Source organism: Citrobacter sedlakii (genome assembly GCF_018128425.1).
Lineage (GTDB): Bacteria > Pseudomonadota > Gammaproteobacteria > Enterobacterales > Enterobacteriaceae > Citrobacter_A > Citrobacter_A sedlakii.
Genome location: NZ_CP071070.1, coordinates 2,387,177 through 2,407,011 on the forward strand (window position 1 = coordinate 2,387,177; position 19,835 = coordinate 2,407,011).

17 protein-coding genes are annotated in these 19,835 nt (G+C 54.9%); 7 read left to right on the forward strand and 10 right to left on the reverse strand.

From position 1 onward, the window contains the following. Positions 1-216: 216 nt before the first annotated feature. Positions 217-4,344 (forward strand): autotransporter outer membrane beta-barrel domain-containing protein, encoded by a 4,128-nt coding sequence (locus JY391_RS11380; RefSeq protein ID WP_211934321.1) that lies wholly within the window; start codon positions 217-219, stop codon positions 4,342-4,344. A 40-nt stretch (positions 4,345-4,384) separates the two neighbouring features. Here JY391_RS11380 and eamA read toward each other — a convergent pair whose 3' ends face one another. After that, on the reverse strand, positions 4,385-5,284 hold the full coding sequence (gene eamA, locus JY391_RS11385) for an O-acetylserine/cysteine exporter (protein ID WP_211934322.1): 900 nt from the start codon (positions 5,282-5,284) through the stop codon (positions 4,385-4,387). 205 nt (positions 5,285-5,489) lie between these two features. On the opposite strand from eamA, the gene ydeE reads away from it, so the two are divergent. After that, a complete protein-coding gene (gene ydeE, locus JY391_RS11390) occupies positions 5,490-6,677 on the forward strand; it encodes an efflux MFS transporter YdeE (protein WP_211934323.1) in 1,188 nt (395 codons plus the stop codon). Positions 6,678-6,693: 16 nt separating this feature from the next. On the opposite strand, the gene urtE is transcribed toward ydeE, so the two are convergent. From urtE to JY391_RS11420, 6 genes are all read right to left on the reverse strand, one after another. Beyond that, the gene (urtE, locus tag JY391_RS11395) at positions 6,694-7,392 is read right to left on the reverse strand and encodes an urea ABC transporter ATP-binding subunit UrtE (protein ID WP_211934324.1); all 699 of its coding nucleotides are present in this window, start codon (positions 7,390-7,392) and stop codon (positions 6,694-6,696) included. A 9-nt stretch (positions 7,393-7,401) separates the two neighbouring features. Further along, positions 7,402-8,199, reverse strand: a complete 798-nt coding sequence (gene urtD / locus JY391_RS11400) for an urea ABC transporter ATP-binding protein UrtD (RefSeq protein WP_042282931.1) — start codon at positions 8,197-8,199, stop codon at positions 7,402-7,404. After that, positions 8,199-9,272 carry an urea ABC transporter permease subunit UrtC gene (urtC, locus tag JY391_RS11405; RefSeq protein WP_211934325.1) on the reverse strand — a complete coding sequence of 358 codons (1,074 nt, stop codon included), beginning with the start codon at positions 9,270-9,272 and terminating at the stop codon, positions 8,199-8,201. Before urtC ends, urtD begins: the two co-directional genes overlap by 1 nt. Further along, positions 9,272-10,846 carry an urea ABC transporter permease subunit UrtB gene (urtB, locus tag JY391_RS11410; protein WP_211934326.1) on the reverse strand — a complete coding sequence of 525 codons (1,575 nt, stop codon included), beginning with the start codon at positions 10,844-10,846 and terminating at the stop codon, positions 9,272-9,274. Before urtB ends, urtC begins: the two co-directional genes overlap by 1 nt. Before the next feature lie 45 nt (positions 10,847-10,891). Continuing rightward, on the reverse strand, positions 10,892-12,163 hold the full coding sequence (urtA, locus tag JY391_RS11415) for an urea ABC transporter substrate-binding protein (protein ID WP_042282927.1): 1,272 nt from the start codon (positions 12,161-12,163) through the stop codon (positions 10,892-10,894). Between the two features lie 207 nt (positions 12,164-12,370). Continuing rightward, positions 12,371-13,474: a cobalamin-independent methionine synthase II family protein gene (locus tag JY391_RS11420; protein WP_042282925.1), complete on the reverse strand. Its 1,104-nt coding sequence runs from the start codon at positions 13,472-13,474 to the stop codon at positions 12,371-12,373. Between the two features lie 440 nt (positions 13,475-13,914). On the opposite strand from JY391_RS11420, the gene mgtS reads away from it, so the two are divergent. Both mgtS and JY391_RS24065 read left to right on the forward strand, forming a co-directional pair. After that, on the forward strand, positions 13,915-14,010 hold the full coding sequence (mgtS, locus tag JY391_RS11425; RefSeq protein ID WP_000901367.1) for a protein MgtS: 96 nt from the start codon (positions 13,915-13,917) through the stop codon (positions 14,008-14,010). After that, positions 14,010-14,120, forward strand: a complete 111-nt coding sequence (locus tag JY391_RS24065) for a hypothetical protein (protein ID WP_229264045.1) — start codon at positions 14,010-14,012, stop codon at positions 14,118-14,120. Before mgtS ends, JY391_RS24065 begins: the two co-directional genes overlap by 1 nt. A gap of 116 nt (positions 14,121-14,236) precedes the next feature. On the opposite strand, the gene JY391_RS11430 is transcribed toward JY391_RS24065, so the two are convergent. Next, a complete protein-coding gene (locus JY391_RS11430) occupies positions 14,237-15,334 on the reverse strand; it encodes a serine hydrolase domain-containing protein (protein WP_374197230.1) in 1,098 nt (365 codons plus the stop codon). Between the two features lie 272 nt (positions 15,335-15,606). Continuing rightward, positions 15,607-15,999 carry a YdeI family stress tolerance OB fold protein gene (locus JY391_RS11435; protein ID WP_042282922.1) on the reverse strand — a complete coding sequence of 131 codons (393 nt, stop codon included), beginning with the start codon at positions 15,997-15,999 and terminating at the stop codon, positions 15,607-15,609. A gap of 139 nt (positions 16,000-16,138) precedes the next feature. On the opposite strand from JY391_RS11435, the gene JY391_RS11440 reads away from it, so the two are divergent. From JY391_RS11440 to JY391_RS11450, 3 genes are read left to right on the forward strand one after another with little or no spacing between them, the layout of a single operon-like run. Beyond that, positions 16,139-16,648: a hypothetical protein gene (locus JY391_RS11440; RefSeq protein ID WP_211934327.1), complete on the forward strand. Its 510-nt coding sequence runs from the start codon at positions 16,139-16,141 to the stop codon at positions 16,646-16,648. Positions 16,649-16,657: 9 nt separating this feature from the next. Further along, entirely contained in the window at positions 16,658-17,110 is a 453-nt protein-coding gene (locus JY391_RS11445; RefSeq protein WP_042282918.1) for a DUF421 domain-containing protein, read from the forward strand. Continuing rightward, the gene (locus tag JY391_RS11450) at positions 17,110-17,631 is read left to right on the forward strand and encodes a 2-oxo-tetronate isomerase (RefSeq protein ID WP_042282916.1); all 522 of its coding nucleotides are present in this window, start codon (positions 17,110-17,112) and stop codon (positions 17,629-17,631) included. The genes JY391_RS11445 and JY391_RS11450 overlap by 1 nt, the downstream gene beginning before the upstream one ends. 37 nt (positions 17,632-17,668) lie before the next feature. Here the strand turns inward: JY391_RS11450 and dcp are convergent, their stop codons facing one another. Beyond that, positions 17,669-19,711, reverse strand: coding sequence for a peptidyl-dipeptidase Dcp (dcp, locus tag JY391_RS11455; RefSeq protein WP_211934328.1), 2,043 nt, complete (start codon positions 19,709-19,711; stop codon positions 17,669-17,671). Positions 19,712-19,835 lie beyond the last annotated feature (124 nt).

Here is a 19,835-nt window from a genome sequence, read left to right on the forward strand (position 1 = left end):
AAATGTGCTACCACGCACAGTTTTGGTGATAAATTTAATTTTAAGCACCATATAAAACAAAGTGTTATGCACATATTAGGATTTTTCTTAAGTCGTAATCTGACGTCCTATATCACTCATTCTCGTCGTTTGCTAAATTTCGAAATGTAACTAAGGGTAAATAGTTTCCTGGTTCACTACTTTTCAAGATTCCTCAGCAACTGGATGGCAAATATTATGGAAAATAAATTAAGCCTTACCCCTCTGGCTAAAAGTATTAGCCTGATTGTCGGCAGTAGCATGGTGCTTTTTGCCGCGCCCGCAGCTGCTGATTGCACAACATACACGGACGGGATCTGTAATTTGAAAGAATTTCAGATGACCTCAACGGCGAGTCCAACACCGACTGCCTGGTATTTTACGCTGCCTACCCAGGATGCGGCCATCAATGCCCAGGCACGAACACAAAACGTCTATTTTGCCAGCGGTACATCGTCGCGTAGCGCAAACGACATTCAGCATCTGGTCGTCGATGGCGCAAATTTAAGCGGTTATTACATTAACGCCAGTAAAAATGGTACAGCGGGGATTCACCTGGTAAATAACGCTACCGTTGACTGGCTGGAAGCAGGCGGGAGTTTTACACATAAAACTAACACTATCATCACGGTGGATAAATCCACATTGAATGGCGCTAATGCGAACACGGATTATGACAAGACGCAGAAAGCGCCCCAGCGCAGTAAATATTACGCCCGCGGTTCGGCGATCTACCTCTCGTATTACGATACCGGCGATAACACCATCGACATCCGCAACGGCGGTGTGCTGAATGGCCGGATCCTGACCGGTAGCGCAGGAAAAAATAGTATTTCGGTCAGCGACAGTGCGATTAACAAAGGCAATATCAACGTCGCCTACGCGAAAGACGATATCACCACTGCCGTAGATAACAGTGCGATCGATACCCGCGATGCAGCAATAGCTAATGAAAATGCGATTCTTATTTCCGGCGGCAATACCAATAAAACCAACAGCGTCACGCTGAAAAATAAAAGCCAGCTAACCGGCTCGCTGAAAATTGCCGCGACCGGCGGTCTGAATACGGTGACGGTTGATGACAGCACCCTAAAGGCCACCACTGCCGCAAATGCTATTGATATCGCCAAAGGTAAGACCCTCGACCTGACGCTGGCAAACAGCCAGGTGACAGGCATAACCGCACTGGCCGCCAGCGACCGTCTCAACGCAGCGCTGACGGCCAGTCAGATGACCGGCGATCTGCTGTTGAACACGGCTACAACCACTTCCGTCGGTCTGGTGGGCTCCGTGTTGACCGGTTCTGTTAACGCCAGCGCGCTTAGCGGCGAAGTGGATCTGCTGCTTAAAGACAGCCAGATCTCAGGCGACGTGACGTTAAAAGACGGGGATATTGTGCGTGGCAATGTGATTCTCGATAACGCCCAGGTCGGCGGACAGCTATATGGAAACGCCAACAGCACCCTGACGCTCATGGAATCGATGACTCAACTGCAGGGCGATAACTTCAGCCGCTTCGGTAAACTCAATGTGCGCGCCACCACCACCCTCGGCGGCGGTTTTAGCGACAATAACGTTGGAACCCTGCTGGAGGTTACAGGTGGCGTGATTAACGCGCCTGTGGCTCTCTCTGCTGGCAAACTGATTTTTAACCAGGCCAGACTGATTGCCGATTCCCTCTCTTTGCGCGACAGCGCGTCGCTGGAGTTGACCCCAAACAGCCAGCTGGAAACACACTCCAGCCAACTGTTCAGTACTGTCGCCAACGTTGATGGCGCAACGCAGTTTAATGAGACCGGCAATCGCTTGACCCTGAGCGAGAGTACCCTGACCCTGACTGACGACACCTACCAACTTGCGTGGCTGAAGTCGGTTAACCAGTTGCTTGGCAGTCAGTCCGGCGCCTCGCTTGTCATGACCGGGCAACTGATAAATAACGACACCGTCACCGGCGAAGCGACAGTGACTGACGCCGCCACCGCCGGCGCAGTTCTCGCGAACGTCGACGTCGTGGCGGACAAGAACCGGGTCGTTGTCGGTAGCACACAGGCGATATCAGACCAGGAGATCGCTGTCGCCAATAGCTTTGGCGCCGCCAGTCTGCGTCTTGAAGGCGCAGGCGATGCTTCCGTCGCTATCGTTGGTGGGAAGTCGTTAACCCTGACCGGCGCATCTGGCGGCTCGCTGATCAGCGTGGCGGGTAATCCCGACGCGGAGGTTAACGTTGACGTGGAAAGCGGAAGCCTGAATCTTGGAACGCTGGCCACCGCGAATACCACTGATTACCTTCGTGGACAGCTGAATATTGGTCAGGATGGCGCGCTGAACGTGGTGTCCGGCGATCATACGGTCACCAGCGCCGCCGCGTCGGGGATCGTCAGCCAGGGGGAAATCAGTATCGGGAATCAGGCTGTACTGCACGCGAACGTCGAGCTGGTCGGCAGCGGCGCAATGGCCGTTGACGGTACTCTCGACGCCGGGAAACTTATCACCACCGCCGACGCTGACGCCCTCAGCCAGGCGAAAATCTTTGTCGGTCACGATGCAGCTGCGGGCAAATTAATTGCCAGCGAGGTGGATCTCCACGGCGCCAGCGTTTTCATCGACCCTCAATGGCAACAGAACGCCACCATCGACACGGCGTCTCAGGCCGCGTTTGGCGGGGAGAACGTTAACGGTCGTCTGACGGTCGGGCAAAACGCGTTGCTGGTGCTGGGCGACACCCGCCTGCAACCGGCGATCGATGACTTCGCCAGCACCGGGCTGGCATGGTCGCCAACCGGCGTCACCGCAGCGCTGGCTGTCGCAACGCCGCAAACCCTCATCGCCTCTCAGGGGGGAATACGGGTGGACGGTTCGCTCAGCCAGCCGTCCTCTGACTATGCCGCAACGCTGAACCGGGCGCAGTTTGGCGAACAGTCACTGCTGATGGTGAACAGCGAAAGCACAACGCGCGGTAACGCCGCGTTGAACGCCACCGACGGCAACCTGGACGTGGCCTCCTCAGCGCAATTGTATGTTAAAGACGCCAAAGCGAATCAGAACTATACGATTGCGCACGGTTTCAGCAACATTGAGATCGCCGGTTCTGGCTGGCAGGACAATAACCTGATCCTCAATAAACTGCTGAGCGCGAAGACCACCTGGCAGGAAGGCGATGTGATTGTCACCACAGTCGCAAAAGCGGCCCAGGACGTACTGCCCGGCGTGGTGACAACACATGCGCTGGATACCATGATCGCTCAGGGCATCAACGACACGCAAAGTGGCGCTGCGGGATTGCGCTTCCTTTCACAGGCGGTAGAAAGCCCGCAGATTGGCGTCCAGGAGGTGGTAAACACCGTTAACAGCGCCGCGCAACTGGCCGTCGCCGCAGGGGTTCAGGCCACGACGCTGGCAACCGGACTTGCCGCTTCCCGGACGATACAGCAACGCATGTCGCTGGCCCATCCTGAATTCGCCGCCGGAGACGGTACCGTCTGGGTCCAGGCCCTCTACGGCAACCAGCGGGCGCGCGACTTTTCTGCCGGACAGGCGGACTATGGCTTTGATACCGACTACTACGGCGTGATGCTTGGCGGTGAAGGGTCCTGGGACTCCGCGATTGGACCAATGCGCACCGGGATCGCCGCTCATGCCGGTCGTGGTAACACTGATTCTTCCGGCGACTTCAACACCACGCATAACGACTTCGATTTCTGGGGCGTTTCGCTGTACCAGAACTGGCGTCGTGATGCGGTTAACGTCACCGCGGATATCGGCTTTAGCGCGAACAGTAACGATATCGAACAGGATCTGCCCGGCTGGATGAATCAGGGGCGCAAACTGAATGGCGATGTAGACTCACAGTTGCTGACCGCAGGCTTAACCGCCGAGTACCGCGTTGAAAATCAGGTTGTGGATGTCATTCCTTATGCAGGCGTACGTTACAACCAGCTTAAAACCAAAGGCTTTACCACCCGGAACGCGAATCATGAAGCGGTCTTTAAAACGGACGAAGAAACCCAGAACATCTGGCAGTTCCCGGCGGGGGTAAAATTGAGTAAAACCTTCGCCCTGGATTCAGGATGGGATCTGTCCACCCAGGCGGATGTCGCGGTCATCACCCGTGCAGGCGATACCCATTCTGACACCCGGATCCGTGCCCAGGGCATCAGCGCGACAGACGCCATTACGGCGAACATCACTGATAAAACCGCCTTTGCCGGACAGTTAGGCATGACGCTGCATAAAGGCGATATGGCCTGGGGCGTGGGTTACGGCGCCAATGTGTCTGACCATAGCAGCGATCAGAAAGTGATGGTCAGTTGGCAACTGATGTTCTGACCGGTAAGCCGTATGGAAACATGCGGCTTTTCTGCGTCTGCTATCCCCTGACCTGCGCGATATTGCGCCAGCGAAAACCAAACACGTTAATGTAGAGTCCCGCCATAATCAGCACCGCGCCCAGGCATTGCAGTCCGCTTAACGTCTCGTCAAGCAATACCGCGGCGCTCGCCAGGCCAACCACCGGCACCAACAGCGACAGCGGCGCCACGCGCCAGGTTTCATAACGCCCAAGCAGCGTGCCCCAAATACCGTAACCCACAATAGTGGCGACAAACGCCAGGTAGACCAGCGACAGGATCGTCGTCAGGTCAATGTCGACGAGGCTCTGGATCATGTTGGGCGCGCCATCAAGAAGTAATGACGAGACAAAGAATGGCATAATCGGAATGAGCGCGCTCCATACCACCAGTGACATCACTGGCGGTCGTGACGCATGCTGCATAATCTTTTTATTAAAGATATTGCCGCAGGCCCAGCAAAAGGCTGCCGCCAGCGTCAGCATAAAGCCGAACAGCGCCACGTGTTGACCGTTGAGGCTGGCTTCAATCAGCACCAGCACGCCGAATACAGCAAGCGCGATCCCGGCGATTTGCCTGCCCTGTAAACGCTCGCCAAAAGCAAACGCGCCGAGCACGATGGTGAAAAAGGCCTGTGCCTGCAGCACCAGAGACGCCAGCCCGGCAGGCATACCAAAATGGATGGCGCAAAACAGAAACGCGAACTGGCCGAAGCTAATCGTCAGACCGTATCCCAGCAGCAGCGTGAGCGGAATGTTAGGCCGCGCAACAAAGAAGATAGCAGGGAAAGCCACCAGCAAGAAGCGTAACCCCGCCAGCATCAACGGCGGCATATTGTGCAGACCCACTTTGATCACCACAAAGTTAAGTCCCCAGACCACCACGACCAGTAACGCTAACAGTCCGTCTTTTCGCGACATACCACCGCCCTGAAATATTAAATTTTTGTAAACAAGTTAAAGTAACGTAAAACATTAGCACGCAACAGATCATTAATTCTGGTAGGGATAACAGTGCACGATCGAACAATTTATCCGCTATACATCACATTTTTGCCGTGCTATTCCTTAAAAGTCATTGAGCACAAAAATATAACGAAACGAGAACCCACTGTCGGGCATAGACATGAACAAAACGCTAAGACGATCCACCCTGGCTTTACTTGCTTCTTCCCTGTTACTGACGATTGGTCGCGGCGCAACGCTGCCCTTCATGACCATCTATTTGAATCGCCAGTATCATCTGAGCGTGGACGTGATCGGCTATGCCATGACCATTGCGTTAACCATCGGCGTTATCTTTAGCCTCGGTTTTGGCATTCTGGCGGATAAGTTCGACAAAAAGCGCTACATGCTGCTGGCAATCTCCGCCTTTGCCTTCGGTTTTATCGCTATACCGCTGGTACATAACGTGGTGCTGGTCGTGCTGCTGTTCGCGCTAATTAACTGCGCTTACTCAGTGTTTGCTACCGTTCTGAAGGCCTGGTTTGCCGATAACCTGTCACCCGCCGCGAAGGCGAAGATTTTCTCGCTTAATTACACGGTACTGAACATCGGCTGGACCGTCGGGCCGCCGCTCGGCACCTTACTGGTGATGCAAAGCATTAATCTGCCCTTTTGGCTTGCCGCAATCTGTTCCGCCTTCCCGCTGGTGTTTATACAGCTTTTGGTTAACCGTTCGACCGCGCGCGCTGAGGCAGATACCCGCGTGGCCTGGTCGCCGTCTGTACTGCTCCAGGATAAAGCCTTGTTCTGGTTTACGCTGTCAGCGTTTCTCGCGTCATTCGTCAGCGGCGCATTCGCGTCCTGTATCTCTCAGTACGTCATGGTGGTCGCAGACGGCGATTTTGCGGAGAACGTGGTGGCTGTCGTCCTGCCCGTTAACGCGACGGTGGTTGTCGGTTTGCAATATGCCGTTGGCCGCCGACTGACGCCTGGCAATATTCGCCCCCTGATGGCTTTCGGGACCGTCTGCTTTGTCATCGGTCTCGCCGGTTTCATGATCGCCGGCGAAAGTCTCTTGCTTTGGGGGATCGCCGCCGCAATCTTCACCCTTGGCGAAGTCATTTATGCGCCGGGCGAATATATGCTGATCGATAACATCGCGCCGTCGGGCATGAAGGCCAGCTATTTTTCTGCGCAATCGTTGGGCTGGCTCGGGGCGGCGGTCAACCCCCTCGCCAGCGGCGTGATCCTAACAGCCTTCCCCGCCTGGACGCTGTTTGCTGTGCTGATGGTGGCGATCGTCATCGCCTGGGCGCTGATGCTGAAAGGCATGCGCGCCGGACCATGGGGCCAGCCTGCGCTGTGTTAATCACCTGCGGGCGGTATCAGATAGCGACCAGCCCGCGCACCCCCTCCGTTTCCATGTTTTCTCCGCGCCCGCGCTGAATAATACTGCCCCGCGACATCAGCAAATACTGGTCCGCCAGTTCGGCGGCAAAGTCATAAAACTGTTCGACCAGCAGTATCGCCATATCACCACGGCACGCGAGCTGGCTGATGACCTGACCGATCTCTTTTATCACCGAAGGCTGGATACCTTCCGTGGGCTCATCGAGGATCAACAATTGTGGACGACTCGCCAGCGCGCGTCCGAGTGCCAGCTGCTGCTGCTGTCCGCCGGAGAGATCGCCCCCCCGGCGATGCTTCATCTCATGCAGAACCGGAAAAAGCGCATAGATATCCTCCGGTACCGTTCTCGCCTCGCGCCCTGAAAAGCGGGAAATTCCCAGTAACAGATTCTCTTCCACCGTGAGGCGCGGGAAGATCTCTCGCCCCTGCGGCACATAGGCCACGCCCGCCTGCACCCGCTGATGCGGCTTGCGATGAGTGATGTTTTTTTCCTGCCAGGTGACTGTACCGGTGCGCGCCGGGATCAGCCCCATCAGGCATTTCAGCAGCGTCGTTTTACCCACGCCGTTGCGCCCCAGCAGACAGGTCACTTCGCCGATTTTCGCCTCGAAGGACACGCCGCGCAGGATATGGCTTCCACCGTAGTATTGATTCAGTTCATTTACCTGTAGCATTTGCGTTCCTTAGCGTCCGAGATACACATCAATGACCTGTTCATTGGCCTGCACGTCGCGCAGACTGCCTTCCGCCAGAACGCGTCCCTGATGCAGCACCGTGACGCGATCGGCAATGGTTTCGACAAAGCCCATATCGTGTTCCACCACCATCAATGAATGTTTTCCCGCCAGCGTCCGGAACAGTTCCGCGGTGTACTCCGTTTCCGCATCGGTCATCCCTGCCGCGGGTTCGTCGAGTAATAGCAGGTGCGGCTCCTGTACCAGCAACATGCCAATCTCCAGAAATTGCTTTTGTCCATGAGAGAGCCGCCCGGCGTGACGCCCGCGTTCAGTCCGTAACCGCAATAGCCCGAGCATTTCATCGATCCGATCATGTTGTTCGCTGTTTAGCGTGGCGCGCAACGACGCCCACACCGATTTATCGCTTTTCATCGCCAGCGCCAGATTGTCCGCCACCGTCAGAGCTTCAAACACCGTGGGTTTCTGAAACTTGCGGCCAATACCCTGGCGGGCAATGGCGATGGGATCCAGCGTCGTCAGATCCGTCGACTGGTCATACAACGCTTTTCCGCTTTGGGGCCGCGTTTTACCGGTAATTACGTCCATAAGCGTGGTTTTTCCTGCGCCGTTGGGGCCGATAATGCAGCGCAGTTCTCCTACGCCAATGTTCAGGGTGAGATCGGTTAGCGCCTTAAAGCCATCAAAGCTGACGTTGATGTTTTCCAGCTGTAATACCGGGTCGGTTTGCTGGCGATAGCGATCGCCCGGTACCTGGCGGGTGAAAAGCCCTTCGTCTGGCTGCATTATTTTTCTCCTTTACGAAACAGGCCAATCACGCCGCGCGGTAAAAACAAGGTGACAACAATGAAAATTAACCCGAGAAACAGCTGCCAGTATTCCGGCATGATGACGGTGAACAGGCTTTTCGCCCCGTTAACCAGTACCGCGCCAGTCACCGGCCCAATCAGCGAACCGCGTCCACCCAGCGCAACCCAAATGGCGGCCTCAATGGAGTTGGTTGGCGACATTTCGCTGGGGTTAATGATGCCGACCTGTGGCACGTAGAGCGCACCGGCCAACCCGCAAAGCACAGCGGAAAGCGTCCAGACCAGCAGCTTGAAGCCCTTCGGATCATAACCGCAATACATCAGCCGATTTTCTGCGTCGCGAACGGCGGTCAGGATGCGCCCAAATTTACTCCGCGCCAGCGCGAATCCCAGCCACAGCGACAACACCAGCAGAAGCACCGTCGCCAGAAACAGCCCAATTCGCGTGCTGGTGGCGGTGATCGGCAGTCCCAACAGGGTCGTGAAGCCAGTAAAACCGTTGTTGCCGCCAAAGCCGGTTTCGTTACGAAAGAACAGCAGCATCCCGGCGAAGGTCAACGCCTGCGTCATGATCGAAAAATAGACGCCTTTGATCTTCGATCGAAACGCAAAGTAACCAAAGATGAGCGCCAGCACGCCCGGCGCCAGCACCACCAGCGCCAGTGCCCAGGCAAAATGTTGCGTTCCCCACCAGAACCACGGCAGCTCGGTCCAGGAAAGAAAAGACATAAACGCCGGTAACCCCTCCCCGGCGGCCTGGCGCATCAGGTACATCCCCATCGCGTACCCGCCCAACGCAAAGAAAATTCCGTGTCCGAGCGACAGCATACCGGCATAGCCCCAGACAAGATCCAACGCCACCGCCACAATCGCATAGCAGAGGATTTTGCCGGCAAGCGTAAGCGTCCAGACGGATATCGCCAGCGGGTGGTCGGCAGGCAGTAGCGCCAGAAACGGCAGCGTCACCAGCATCAGCAGGACAAGCGAACCTGTCACGAGGCTGGCGCGCGGCGCTTTGCGCGCCAGCGTTAAGGACATTGGCATAGTCATTAGTCAGCCACCCTCCCTTTTAAGGCAAACAATCCCTGGGGTCGCTTCTGGATAAACAGAATGATCAACATCAGAATGACGATCTTCCCGAGCACCGCCCCCATCTGCGGTTCAAGGATCTTATTAAATACCCCGAGGCCAAACGCCGCCGCCACGCTGCCAGCAAGCTGACCAACGCCGCCCAGCACCACCACGAGAAAGGAGTCGATGATGTAGCCTTGCCCCAGCTCAGGCCCGACATTACCAAGCTGCGACAACGCCACGCCGCCCAGTCCGGCAATGCCCGACCCCAGACCAAACGCCAGCATATCCACCCTGCCCGTCGGGACGCCGCAGCAGGCCGCCATGCTGCGGTTTTGCGTCACCGCCCGCACCCGTAACCCCAGCCGCGTTTTAGCGAGCAGCAGCCAGGTAAAGACCACCACCAGCAGCGCAAAGCCAAACACCACTATCCGGTTCCACGGCAGTACGAGGTTCGCATACACCTGCACGCCGCCGGACAGCCAGGCCGGATTCGCCACTTCCAGGTTCTGTGCGCCAAAGGTCATGCGCACCAGTTGGATTAGCATCAGGCTAATACCCCAGGTCGCCAGCAATGTCTCCAGCGGACGACCATAAAGATGGCGGATCACCCCGCGTTCGAGAATCATTCCCACGCTGGCGGTGAACAGAAAGGCTACCGGTAACGCGACGAGCGGATACATCGCCAGCCACTGCGGCATGAACTGCGCCATCAGGTGTTGCACCATCCACGTACAGTAAGCCCCAAGCATCAGCATTTCACCGTGCGCCATATTGATTACCCCGAGCAGGCCATAGGTTATCGCCAGGCCGAGGGCCGCCAGCAGTAACACCGAACCTAATGACAATCCCATAAACGCCTGCCCGAGCAGTTCGCCTGTCGCCATACGATGCTGAATCCGCGTCACGCTCTCAGTTGCCGCTTCACGTACGCTGGCGTCAGGCTCGTGCGCATGGTCGGTAAAGGGTTGCAGACGCGCCTGCATTTCCGGATCGCTGGAATCGCCGAGCAGCGTAATGGCCTGACGACGAACGTCCGCGGAAGGACTGGTCAGTTGTAAACTCGCCAGCGCGCCGGTCAGACGCGATGTCACAACGGGATCGCTTTCTGCGGCCAGACGCTGCTGGATAAGCGGCAGCATGGCAGGCTGCGCGCCGCGTTGTAGCGCCGTGGCGGCGGCGCGCCTTTCTGTGACACTGTCACTTATAAGTTGATGCGTGGCCAGCGCGCCAGCCACCAAATTACGCAACCGGTTAGTCAAGCGCAGCTTTTTAAGTGTGCCGGTTGGCGTACTGGCTGCGCCCAGCGTCGTCAACTGTGTCCCGTTTTGCGTGAAAGCCCGTTTTTTGCTGTCAAGCAGCACACTTTCCTTGCTTAATGCCGCCAGCAACGGCAGCCGCTGCGGTTCAGGCGACGCCGTCCACTGCTCCAGCAACTGCGCCTGTTGGTTGCGGCTGGCGGCGACAAACGTGTCGGCATCGCTGGCCTGAACCAACCACGGCATCAACCCCAGCGCCAGCACGACACCGTGAATAAAGCTCATGGCTTTCATGTCCTGTTCTCCCGTTATCCTGCCCTCCCGCCGGAGGGCGTCGTCTCAGTTACTCGCCGTTTTCACCGGCTGCTCTGATTTTTTATCGTTACCGGCAATGAAGGGACTCCATGGCTGGGCGCGGACCGGTTCTTCAGTCTGCCACACCACATTAAACTGACCGTTGCCTTCGATTTCGCCGATCATCACGGGCTTATGCAGATGATGGTTGGCGGCATCCATCGTCAGGGTAAAGCCTGAAGGCGCCTGGAAGGATTGTCCTGCCATCGCCGCACGGACCTTATCAACATCGGTCGTTCCGGCCTTCTCAACCGCCTGCGCCCACATGTGCAGGCCGACGTACGTGGCCTCCATCGGATCGTTTGTAACGACCGTCCCGGCGTTCGGTAAATTGTGCGCTTTCGCGTAGGCGCGGTAGTCGGCGACAAACTTCTGGTTTACAGGGTTATCGACGGACTCAAAATAGTTCCAGGCGGCAAGGTTGCCGACCAGCGGCCTGGCATCGATACCGCGCAGTTCTTCTTCACCAACCGAGAACGCCACAACCGGTACATCGGTCGCTTTCAGCCCCTGATTAGCCAGTTCTTTATAGAACGGTACGTTTGAGTCGCCGTTAATGGTGGAGACCACCGCCGTTTTGCCGCCAGCGGAGAATTTTTTGATGTTGGCAACGATAGTCTGGTAATCGCTGTGACCAAACGGGGTGTAAATCTCTTCGATATCTTTATCTGCCACCCCTTTTGAATGCAGGAAAGCGCGCAGGATCTTGTTGGTGGTACGCGGATATACGTAGTCGGTACCGAGCAGAAAGAAGCGTTTAGCGCTACCGCCATCTTCACTCAGCAGATACTCGACGGCGGGAATAGCCTGTTGGTTAGGCGCGGCGCCGGTGTAAAAAACATTCGGCGACATCTCTTCGCCTTCGTACTGTACCGGATAAAATAGCAGGCCGTTGAGTTCTTCAAACACCGGTAACACTGACTTTCGGGAAACGGAGGTCCAGCAGCCAAACACGACCGCCACCTTATCCTGGCTCAGCAACTGCCGCGCTTTTTCGGCAAACAGCGGCCAGTTGGACGCCGGGTCGACCACCACCGGTTCCAGTTTTTTCCCTAATACCCCGCCTTTTGCGTTGATTTCCTCAATCGTCATCAGCGCAACGTCTTTCAACGGGGTTTCCGATATCGCCATAGTGCCGGAAAGCGAATGCATAATGCCGATTTTAATGGTGTCGGCGGCCTGGACGCTGAAGCTAAGCCCCATGGCAACCACCGAGGCAGAGAGGGCAAAAGCTTTAAGTAATGTACGACGCTGCATAGTTTCACTCCTGAAAAGAAAGATGCTGTGCGATCCGACAAACAAAACGGCGCAAAAATGACGTTCAGGAGGAATAAGGCAAAAAAGATGCCAGAACGGCGAAGGAGAAAAAAACGCGCCGAGTGGCGCGATATAAAGGGGTAATGAACCACAATGGCACAGCGCTGCATTACGAGCGTGCAGCGTCGTGCTCAGTCATGAAGCAATTTACCAGACCTGCCGGGCAATTTCGGTGATTAGTTTAATTTTGCTCCATTGTTGGGCTTCCGTCAGCGTATTTCCTTCTTCAGTCGAGGCGAAACCACACTGCGGACTCAGGCAGATTTGCGCCTTGTCGACATAATGTGCGGCTTCCTCAAGGCGCGCTTTCACCCCTTGCGGATTTTCCAGTTCGCCGTGTTTGGTCGTGATCAGCCCCAGCACGACCTGCTGATGGCCAGGGCGAATAAAGCGCAGCGGCGCGAAGTCACCGGAGCGATCATTATCGTATTCAAGGAAAAACGCATCCACATTCACGCTGCCAAACAGGATCTCAGCGACCGGCTCGTAGCCTCCTTCCGAAATCCAGGTAGACCGGAAATTACCGCGACAGACATGCAAGCCAATCGTCATATCAGCGGGCTTATCACGCAACGCGCGATTAATTACGTCGGCATAGATGCGCGCCAGGGCGTCCGGATCGTCTCCCCGCTCACGGATCTGTTGGCGCTGCGCATCGGAACATAAGTAAGCCCATACGGTATCGTCCAGTTGCAGGTAGCGGCACCCGGCAGCATAAAATGCGTGAATAGCATCACGCCAGGTGGACGCGAGATCGTCGAAATAAGCATCGAGGTGTGGATACACCGTCGCGTCAATGTCCTTACGCCCGCCACGGAAGTGCAATACGCTGGGGCTGGGGAGGGTCATTTTCGGCTGCGCATTGCCGCTGATGCTTTTCAGATAGCGAAAATCCTCCAGCATCGGATGATCGCCGAACGCCAGCTTCCCGGTGACGCGAACGCCGTGGGCTTTAGTCTGAACGCCGTTGAACTGAATACCTTGCGCTGCGTCGTAACGCTCTACGCCCTGCAGTCCGTCAAAGAAATCAAAATGCCACCAGGCACGACGAAATTCCCCGTCCGTCACAACGTGCAGGCCGCAGGCGCACTGTTGCTCTACCACGTGACGTATCGCTTCATCTTCAACCGCGCGCAACTGACTGGCGCTTAACGCCCCGCGGGAATACTGTTGGCGAGCCTGTTTAATTTCATCCGGGCGTAAAAAGCTCCCAACGACTTCTGCACGAAACGGGGCCTGTTGTCTTTGCATGCGATCTCCTTTGTCATCCGGCAATGATTACCGGAGGTGATAGTTTCTTATTTGAACATTAAGACTTCTGGATGGCTATACGTCCAAACTGACATACCACAGGCCGTCGGGCAAACGAGAAAAATTCATGCCCGTTGAAATTAATTCAGGTTGCCGCCGGGGGAAAGCTAAAGCGCAGGTTACGTTCGCCCATCCGGAAGTGCCGCCTGTCATTCTTTTCACTGCCAGTCCTATGTTGCCCACAGCAACGCCGCGTGATTGCGCCACCCTTTTCGACATGCTTATGTCGACCCTCTCTCGCAATATCGTTAAAAATTTACTTTTATCGGGAAATAATCACCTAATTCAGCTTTTGTTTAGATTAGAGCTGCTAATATCTCTGTCATCAACCGAAATTAAGGTAAGCGAGGAAACACACAATCAAATAAACGGAGGCAAACATGCTGGGAAATATGAACGTATTTATGGCAGTTCTGGGAATTATCTTGTTTTCCGGATTTCTCGCCGCGTACTTCAGCCACAAATGGGATGACTAATGAACGGAGATAGTCCTGCACCGCGAAGGCCCCTTGTCGCATTACAGCACAAGGGGCCACTTTTTTATCTGTCGCCAGTAAAAAAAAAACCGCCGGATAACCGACGGTGAATGCTTGCATGGATAGATTGTTTTTACTCTTTTCGTTGTCGTGCGATTCCTTGCTCAACAACGAATCACAGCCAACTTACCACGCCTTTTCTCAATGGAAGTTAAACGGCGAAGATTTACCCGTCCGCCGGTCGCGTTTCTAATTTTGTCAAAATGGCGTGTCCAAAGTAATTACTCCAGTTGAAGCTGTTTTGCAAAACCACCACTGCATTTTGATTTTTATTGTCGTAGCCAATATAGCTCGAATAGCCGCCAATATAACCAACCTGATAGGTAATGGTACGGTCAGGTAACGTATCACTCACCCATGCAATGTTTGCCGCCTCTTTTTCCTGAGCGAAATAAACGCGCGAAACCTCGGCGAACGCCGCGCTGAGCGCGACGGGTTGACCTGGGGCAAAGTGGGCGCGAGCATAGGTCGCCAGATCGCGGGCGCTGCTGTACAAACTTGCCGCCCCCACCATATTGTTTTTAAACACCCAGTCCGGCGTCAGATGACCACGCGATATAAACTTTGGCTGATCGCCTGCGTGACCGAGGGCGCGATATGGGTATGCCTGAAGCTGCTCCGGAATGAAACTGCTTTTATTCATCGCCAGCGGCTGAAACAGTAGCCGGTTTGCCAGCGACTGGATGGTCTCCCCGGTTTTACGTTGCACACTGTAGCCCAGTAAGGCATAGCCAATATTCGAATACTGCGGTATTCGCGCGTCCGGCGCGCTGAAATCGGCGAGATAACGTAGCATATCGTCACTGTCCAGCTGCGTATAAAAGTTTTCGCCGGTGCTGAAATAGCGCAACACGTTTTCCAGCGTCAACAGATCGATAGGTTGTCTGGGTAAGCCCGACGTGTGGGTCGCCAGCTGTAACAACGTGATCTTTTTCGCATCGTCACTGAGCGGCGTGTTAACGGGTAAAAGCTGTTCCAGCGTGTCGTCCCAGCTAAACACGCCCTGTTGGACCAGCATGGTTAACACTTCTGCCGTTACCCCTTTACTAAGCGAACCCAGCGCAAACAAGGTGTCTGGTGTAATGGGATATCGATGACGCGCGTCGGTAACACCATAACAGTGAAATTCTACCGGCCCGTTATGCTGGATCACCGCGACAACCATGCCGGATACCTGCTTTTCCTGCATGTATCGGGTCACCATTGGGTCGATGCCGCGCGCATAATAGCCCACCACGGCCTGCGCGCTTTTTTGCGCAGGCATATCCATCTGAGAAAGCGTACTGTTTCCGCAGGCAGACATTAAAAAGATCGAAGCGAGGATCAGCGGCTTGCCCGGATTCATCGTCAACCCGCCGCCTGTACAGTCATCGTATGCCATGGCGATGACGAAACAGAGAGCATGAGGGAAGAAAAAGCGGACATAGTGAGGACGGGCTCCAGAAAAAGAAGCCCGCATTGTACATCAGTCACCTGACGTATTGAATGTCAGCGTTGTCTTAATCCTTGACCTCCGCCGACATGACTAAGCGTGTTCTATTTTTGGAGACGGGTTACCCGCACGACCGGCGGCGTCGACTTTTTGTCCAGGCTGCCATTAATATTGATCATCTGGTCCGGCTGCACTTCACGTCCATCAAATACAGACGCAGGGATCACCGTATCGATTTGCCCCGATTTGTCGCGGAACACGTAGGTATCATTGCCTTTTTTGTCGATCAGATTGCCTCGCAGAGAGACCGTAGCCCCATCATGCATCGTTTTAGCAAATTCAATCGTCATTTTTTTAGCATCCTCCGCTCCCCGATAGCCATCTTCAATCGCGTGAGGCGGTGGCGGCGCAGCATCTTTTTTTAACCCACCTTCATCAGCCGCTAACGCGTAAGGCATTATAAGAACACTCGTTAATACGATAATGTTAAATTTCATTTTTTCCCCTTTCGGCGTTCGGTTTGACTTATTAAGTCTGGTTGCTATTTTTAAATTTTACAAATTAGCGTCCTGCTGAGGAGTAGATTGGTGTGAAATCAAGCAGGTACGGCAACCTCAATTTACAGGCAGGTAGACTATGCCCGGTTCTGACGATACCAAACACCCTATTCCGTTTGTTGAAGAAAGTCGTAAGGCGCTTAACTTTGAAGATAAATTCAGACGAATCGGCTTTACATGTTTGCTGTTAATAATTATCGCGGCATTAAGCGGTTTATTTTCCAGCGGTTACTTTAGCAGCGGCAAACTCGTCGCCGATAACCCAAAGTTGCAGGTGGAATATGAAAAATTCGGACGTCTGATGAAAGATGACACGCTCAAAATTAGCTTGCCTTCCCCGCCTTCCGGCCCCCTTACGCTGCAATTAGGCAAGGATTTTACCGCTTCCTTCCAGATAGAAACCATCACCCCTGAGCCAGACAGCATGCGCAACGTCAACCATCAACTGGTCATGGAGTACGCATCAACACCAAACGCGGAGACCACCGTCTGGCTAACGGTTAAACCGCTCCGACCCGGCTTTTTTCAGACCACTCTTTCGGCCAATTCCGGGGCGGAAAAAGTGATTTCTCAATTCGTTTATCCGTAGGAGACGCGTATGGACATGGTTCTCAGAGCGATCGCCATCTACCTGATTTTGCTGATCGTCATTAAAATTGCCGGTAGACGGACGCTCATGCAAATGACGAGTTTTGATCTGATCCTGTTGTTGATAATCAGCGAAGCGACACAACAGGCTTTACTGGGAGAAGATTTTTCCGTTACCGGCGCCATGCTAACCATTATCACCCTTGTGGTGGTTGATATTTTGTTTGGCTATCTGAAAAAGAAAATACCCGGCGCAGAAAATCTTATTGATGGCGCGCCCGTTATTCTGGTAGCACACGGTGCCGCTAATCAGACAAAATTGCAGAAAGTCAGCGTGTCGTGTGACGATATTATGCTCGCCGCACGTCAGAATCATGGCATTCTGGAAATGAAGGAAATTAAATATGCCATACTGGAAAGAAACGGACAAATTTCTATTATTCCAGAGACTGAAAAATCATGATGCCAATACCGACAAATAAAATTATTACGCTGCAAAATACCCAGACTGTCGCCGCCCTGACAAACCGCCTCGGCACGTTGCTCAGTCAACGACAATTACGCCTGACAACAGCGGAATCCTGTACCGGCGGGAAGCTGGGGTCGGCGCTCTGCGCAGCCGAGGATACGCCGACATTTTACGGCGTCGGCTTTATCACCTTTACCGATGAAGCGAAAACAAGGATCCTCGGCGTGGCGGAACGCACGCTGGAAATACATACTGCCGTCAGTGAGGCGGTCGTGGCGGAGATGGCGACGGGCGCGCGCGAACACGCCGATGTTGATATCAGTATCGCGATAAGCGGCTACGGCGGCCCGGAAGGCGGTGACGACGGAACGCCTGCGGGCACCGTCTGGTTTGCCTGGGATATAGACGGCGCGGTTTACACCGTTGTGCAACAATTTAGCGGGGAGTGCGAAGAGGTGCTGGATCAGGCCGTTCGTTTTGCTCTTGCCCAGTTGCTGCGTCTGCTTGAGGATTAAAAATGAGCGGTGCCCTCTGACGGGCACCTCCTGTTGGTTACGCCAACCCGCGATGTTTCAGCATCGGCGTGATGGTGGGTTCACTTCCCCGCCAGGCCGGATAAAGGCGGTCGAGGTCTTCACTGTTACCGCGTGAGAGAATCGCGTCACGAAAACGTTGCCCGTTCTCGCGCGTTAACCCGCCCTGCTCCTCAAACCATTGATAGCCGTCATCTGCCAGCATTTGCGTCCATAAATAGGCGTAATACCCTGCGGCATAGCCGCCGCCGAAAATATGGGCAAAATAACTGCTGCGATAGCGCGGGGGAACGGCAGGCAGGGCGAGATCCTCTGCAGCCAGCAACTGCGCTTCAAAATCGCCGACGTCCTGCGCGTCGCATGCGCCGGGTAAACTGTGCCACCCCATATCCAGCAGTGCGGCGCTGAGCAGTTCGGTCATGTCATAACCTTTGTTGAACAGGCTTGCCCTGCGCATTTTCTCCTGTAACGCTTCGGGCATTTTTTCCCCGCTGGCGTAATGGCGGGCGAAACGCGCAAACACTCCGGGATGGCTTGCCCAGTGCTCGTTAATTTGCGACGGAAACTCCACAAAATCACGCGGCGTATTCGTACCAGACAGCGTGGCGTAGCGTTGTGTGGGGAACAGACCGTGAAGCGTATGGCCAAACTCATGGAATAAGGTGATGACATCATCCCAAAAGAGCAGCGCGGGTTGTCCTGCGGCTGGTTTCTGATAATTACAGACATTGTAGATGACCGGGCGGCTATCAGTGAGCGTTGATTGCTCGACAAAATTGCCCATCCATGCCCCGCCGCTTTTCGAATCGCGCGTGAAGAAATCACCGTAAAACAGCGCCAGCCCGACGCCGTCATGGTCGAAGATTTCCCAGACGCGGACATCCGGGTGATACACCGGAATATCAAAGCGTTCAACAAACGTAATGCCAAAGAGTTGGTTCGCCGTCCAGAACACCCCTTCGTGAAGTACCGTGTTGAGTTCGAAGTACGGCTTAAGCTGAGACTCATCGAGGTCGTATTTCGCACGCCGGACCTGCTCGGCATAATACGTCCAGTCCCAGGCCTCGGCGGTAAACCCGCCCTGTTCCTCGTCGATGACCTTCTGAATATCAGCCTGTTCATTCTGCGCGCGTTGACGCGCCGCCGGGACAATGGCGCGCATGAAAGCCAGCGCCGATTCCGGCGTTTTTGCCATTTGATCGGCGATTTTCCACGATGCGTAATCCGCAAACCCTAACAGTTTCGCCTGGGCGGCGCGAAGGCAGACCAGCCGCTGAATGATCGTCCGCGTATCGTTTTCATCTCCCTTCTCAGCCCGCTGCCATCCGGCGGTAAATAAATTCTGCCGTGTCTGACGGTCACGTAACGCGCTGAGCGCCGGTTGCTGCGTCGTGTTCAACAGAGGGATCAGCCAGCCTTCATTCAGCCCTTTCTCCTGAGCCGCGTCGCGGGCAGCAGCGATTTCAACGTCGCTCAACCCATCGAGCTGGTGTGCATAATCCACCACCAGACCGCCGGACTTATTGGCCGCCAGCAGTCGTTGGTTAAACTGACTGGTCAGGGTCGCCGCCTCGGTATTGAGGGCTTTGAGCTGCGCCTTGTCTGAATCGCTGAGCCTTGCGCCCGCGAGGACAAAACGCTGATGGAGCACCTCAAGCAGCCGTCGCGACTCGCTATCCAGTTGCAGCGAGGCGCGCTGCTGCCAGAGGCTGTCGACGCGAGAAAACAGCGCTGCGTTCAGCCAGATATCATTCGCCAGCTCTGCCAGTTCAGATGAAAACGCTTCGTCCAGCCGCTGTAATTCTTCGTTGGTGTGCGCGGAGGTCATGGCGAAGAAGACGCTGGTTACCCGGCTTAGCAACTCGCCGCTTTTCTCCAGCGCCACGACCGTATTGTCAAAGTCTGGCGCGGCATCGTTTTCAATAATGGCGGCAATTTCAGCGCGCTTCTGGCGCAGTCCTTCGTCAAAGGCCGGGCGATAATGCGCGATTTCTATCTGATCAAATTGGGGTGCCTGATACGGTAGCAGGCTCGGTTTGAAGAACGGATTCGTTAACGACATCTTTCACTCCTGAAAACGATTTGTTCACTAGAGTAGGCTTCCGTGGAAAAGACCGCAATCCTGTTAACGAGCATTACCCGCCAGCGTTGATCGCGTGCTATGGTAGTACGACGTAAAAAGCGTT

Bases quoted from the DNA above. Each gene is read 5' to 3' on its own strand.
- JY391_RS11380 (WP_211934321.1), top strand. From the start codon at position 217: ATGGAAAATAAATTAAGCCTTACCCCTCTGGCTAAAAGTATTAGCCTG.
- eamA (WP_211934322.1), bottom strand. From the start codon at position 5,284: ATGTCGCGAAAAGACGGACTGTTAGCGTTACTGGTCGTGGTGGTCTGG.
- ydeE (WP_211934323.1), top strand. From the start codon at position 5,490: ATGAACAAAACGCTAAGACGATCCACCCTGGCTTTACTTGCTTCTTCC.
- urtE (WP_211934324.1), bottom strand. From the start codon at position 7,392: ATGCTACAGGTAAATGAACTGAATCAATACTACGGTGGAAGCCATATC.
- urtD (WP_042282931.1), bottom strand. From the start codon at position 8,199: ATGCAGCCAGACGAAGGGCTTTTCACCCGCCAGGTACCGGGCGATCGC.
- urtC (WP_211934325.1), bottom strand. From the start codon at position 9,272: ATGACTATGCCAATGTCCTTAACGCTGGCGCGCAAAGCGCCGCGCGCC.
- urtB (WP_211934326.1), bottom strand. From the start codon at position 10,846: ATGAAAGCCATGAGCTTTATTCACGGTGTCGTGCTGGCGCTGGGGTTG.
- urtA (WP_042282927.1), bottom strand. From the start codon at position 12,163: ATGCAGCGTCGTACATTACTTAAAGCTTTTGCCCTCTCTGCCTCGGTG.
- JY391_RS11420 (WP_042282925.1), bottom strand. From the start codon at position 13,474: ATGCAAAGACAACAGGCCCCGTTTCGTGCAGAAGTCGTTGGGAGCTTT.
- mgtS (WP_000901367.1), top strand. From the start codon at position 13,915: ATGCTGGGAAATATGAACGTATTTATGGCAGTTCTGGGAATTATCTTG.
- JY391_RS24065 (WP_229264045.1), top strand. From the start codon at position 14,010: ATGAACGGAGATAGTCCTGCACCGCGAAGGCCCCTTGTCGCATTACAG.
- JY391_RS11430 (WP_374197230.1), bottom strand. From the start codon at position 15,334: ATGCCTGCGCAAAAAAGCGCGCAGGCCGTGGTGGGCTATTATGCGCGC.
- JY391_RS11435 (WP_042282922.1), bottom strand. From the start codon at position 15,999: ATGAAATTTAACATTATCGTATTAACGAGTGTTCTTATAATGCCTTAC.
- JY391_RS11440 (WP_211934327.1), top strand. From the start codon at position 16,139: ATGCCCGGTTCTGACGATACCAAACACCCTATTCCGTTTGTTGAAGAA.
- JY391_RS11445 (WP_042282918.1), top strand. From the start codon at position 16,658: ATGGACATGGTTCTCAGAGCGATCGCCATCTACCTGATTTTGCTGATC.
- JY391_RS11450 (WP_042282916.1), top strand. From the start codon at position 17,110: ATGCCAATACCGACAAATAAAATTATTACGCTGCAAAATACCCAGACT.
- dcp (WP_211934328.1), bottom strand. From the start codon at position 19,711: ATGTCGTTAACGAATCCGTTCTTCAAACCGAGCCTGCTACCGTATCAG.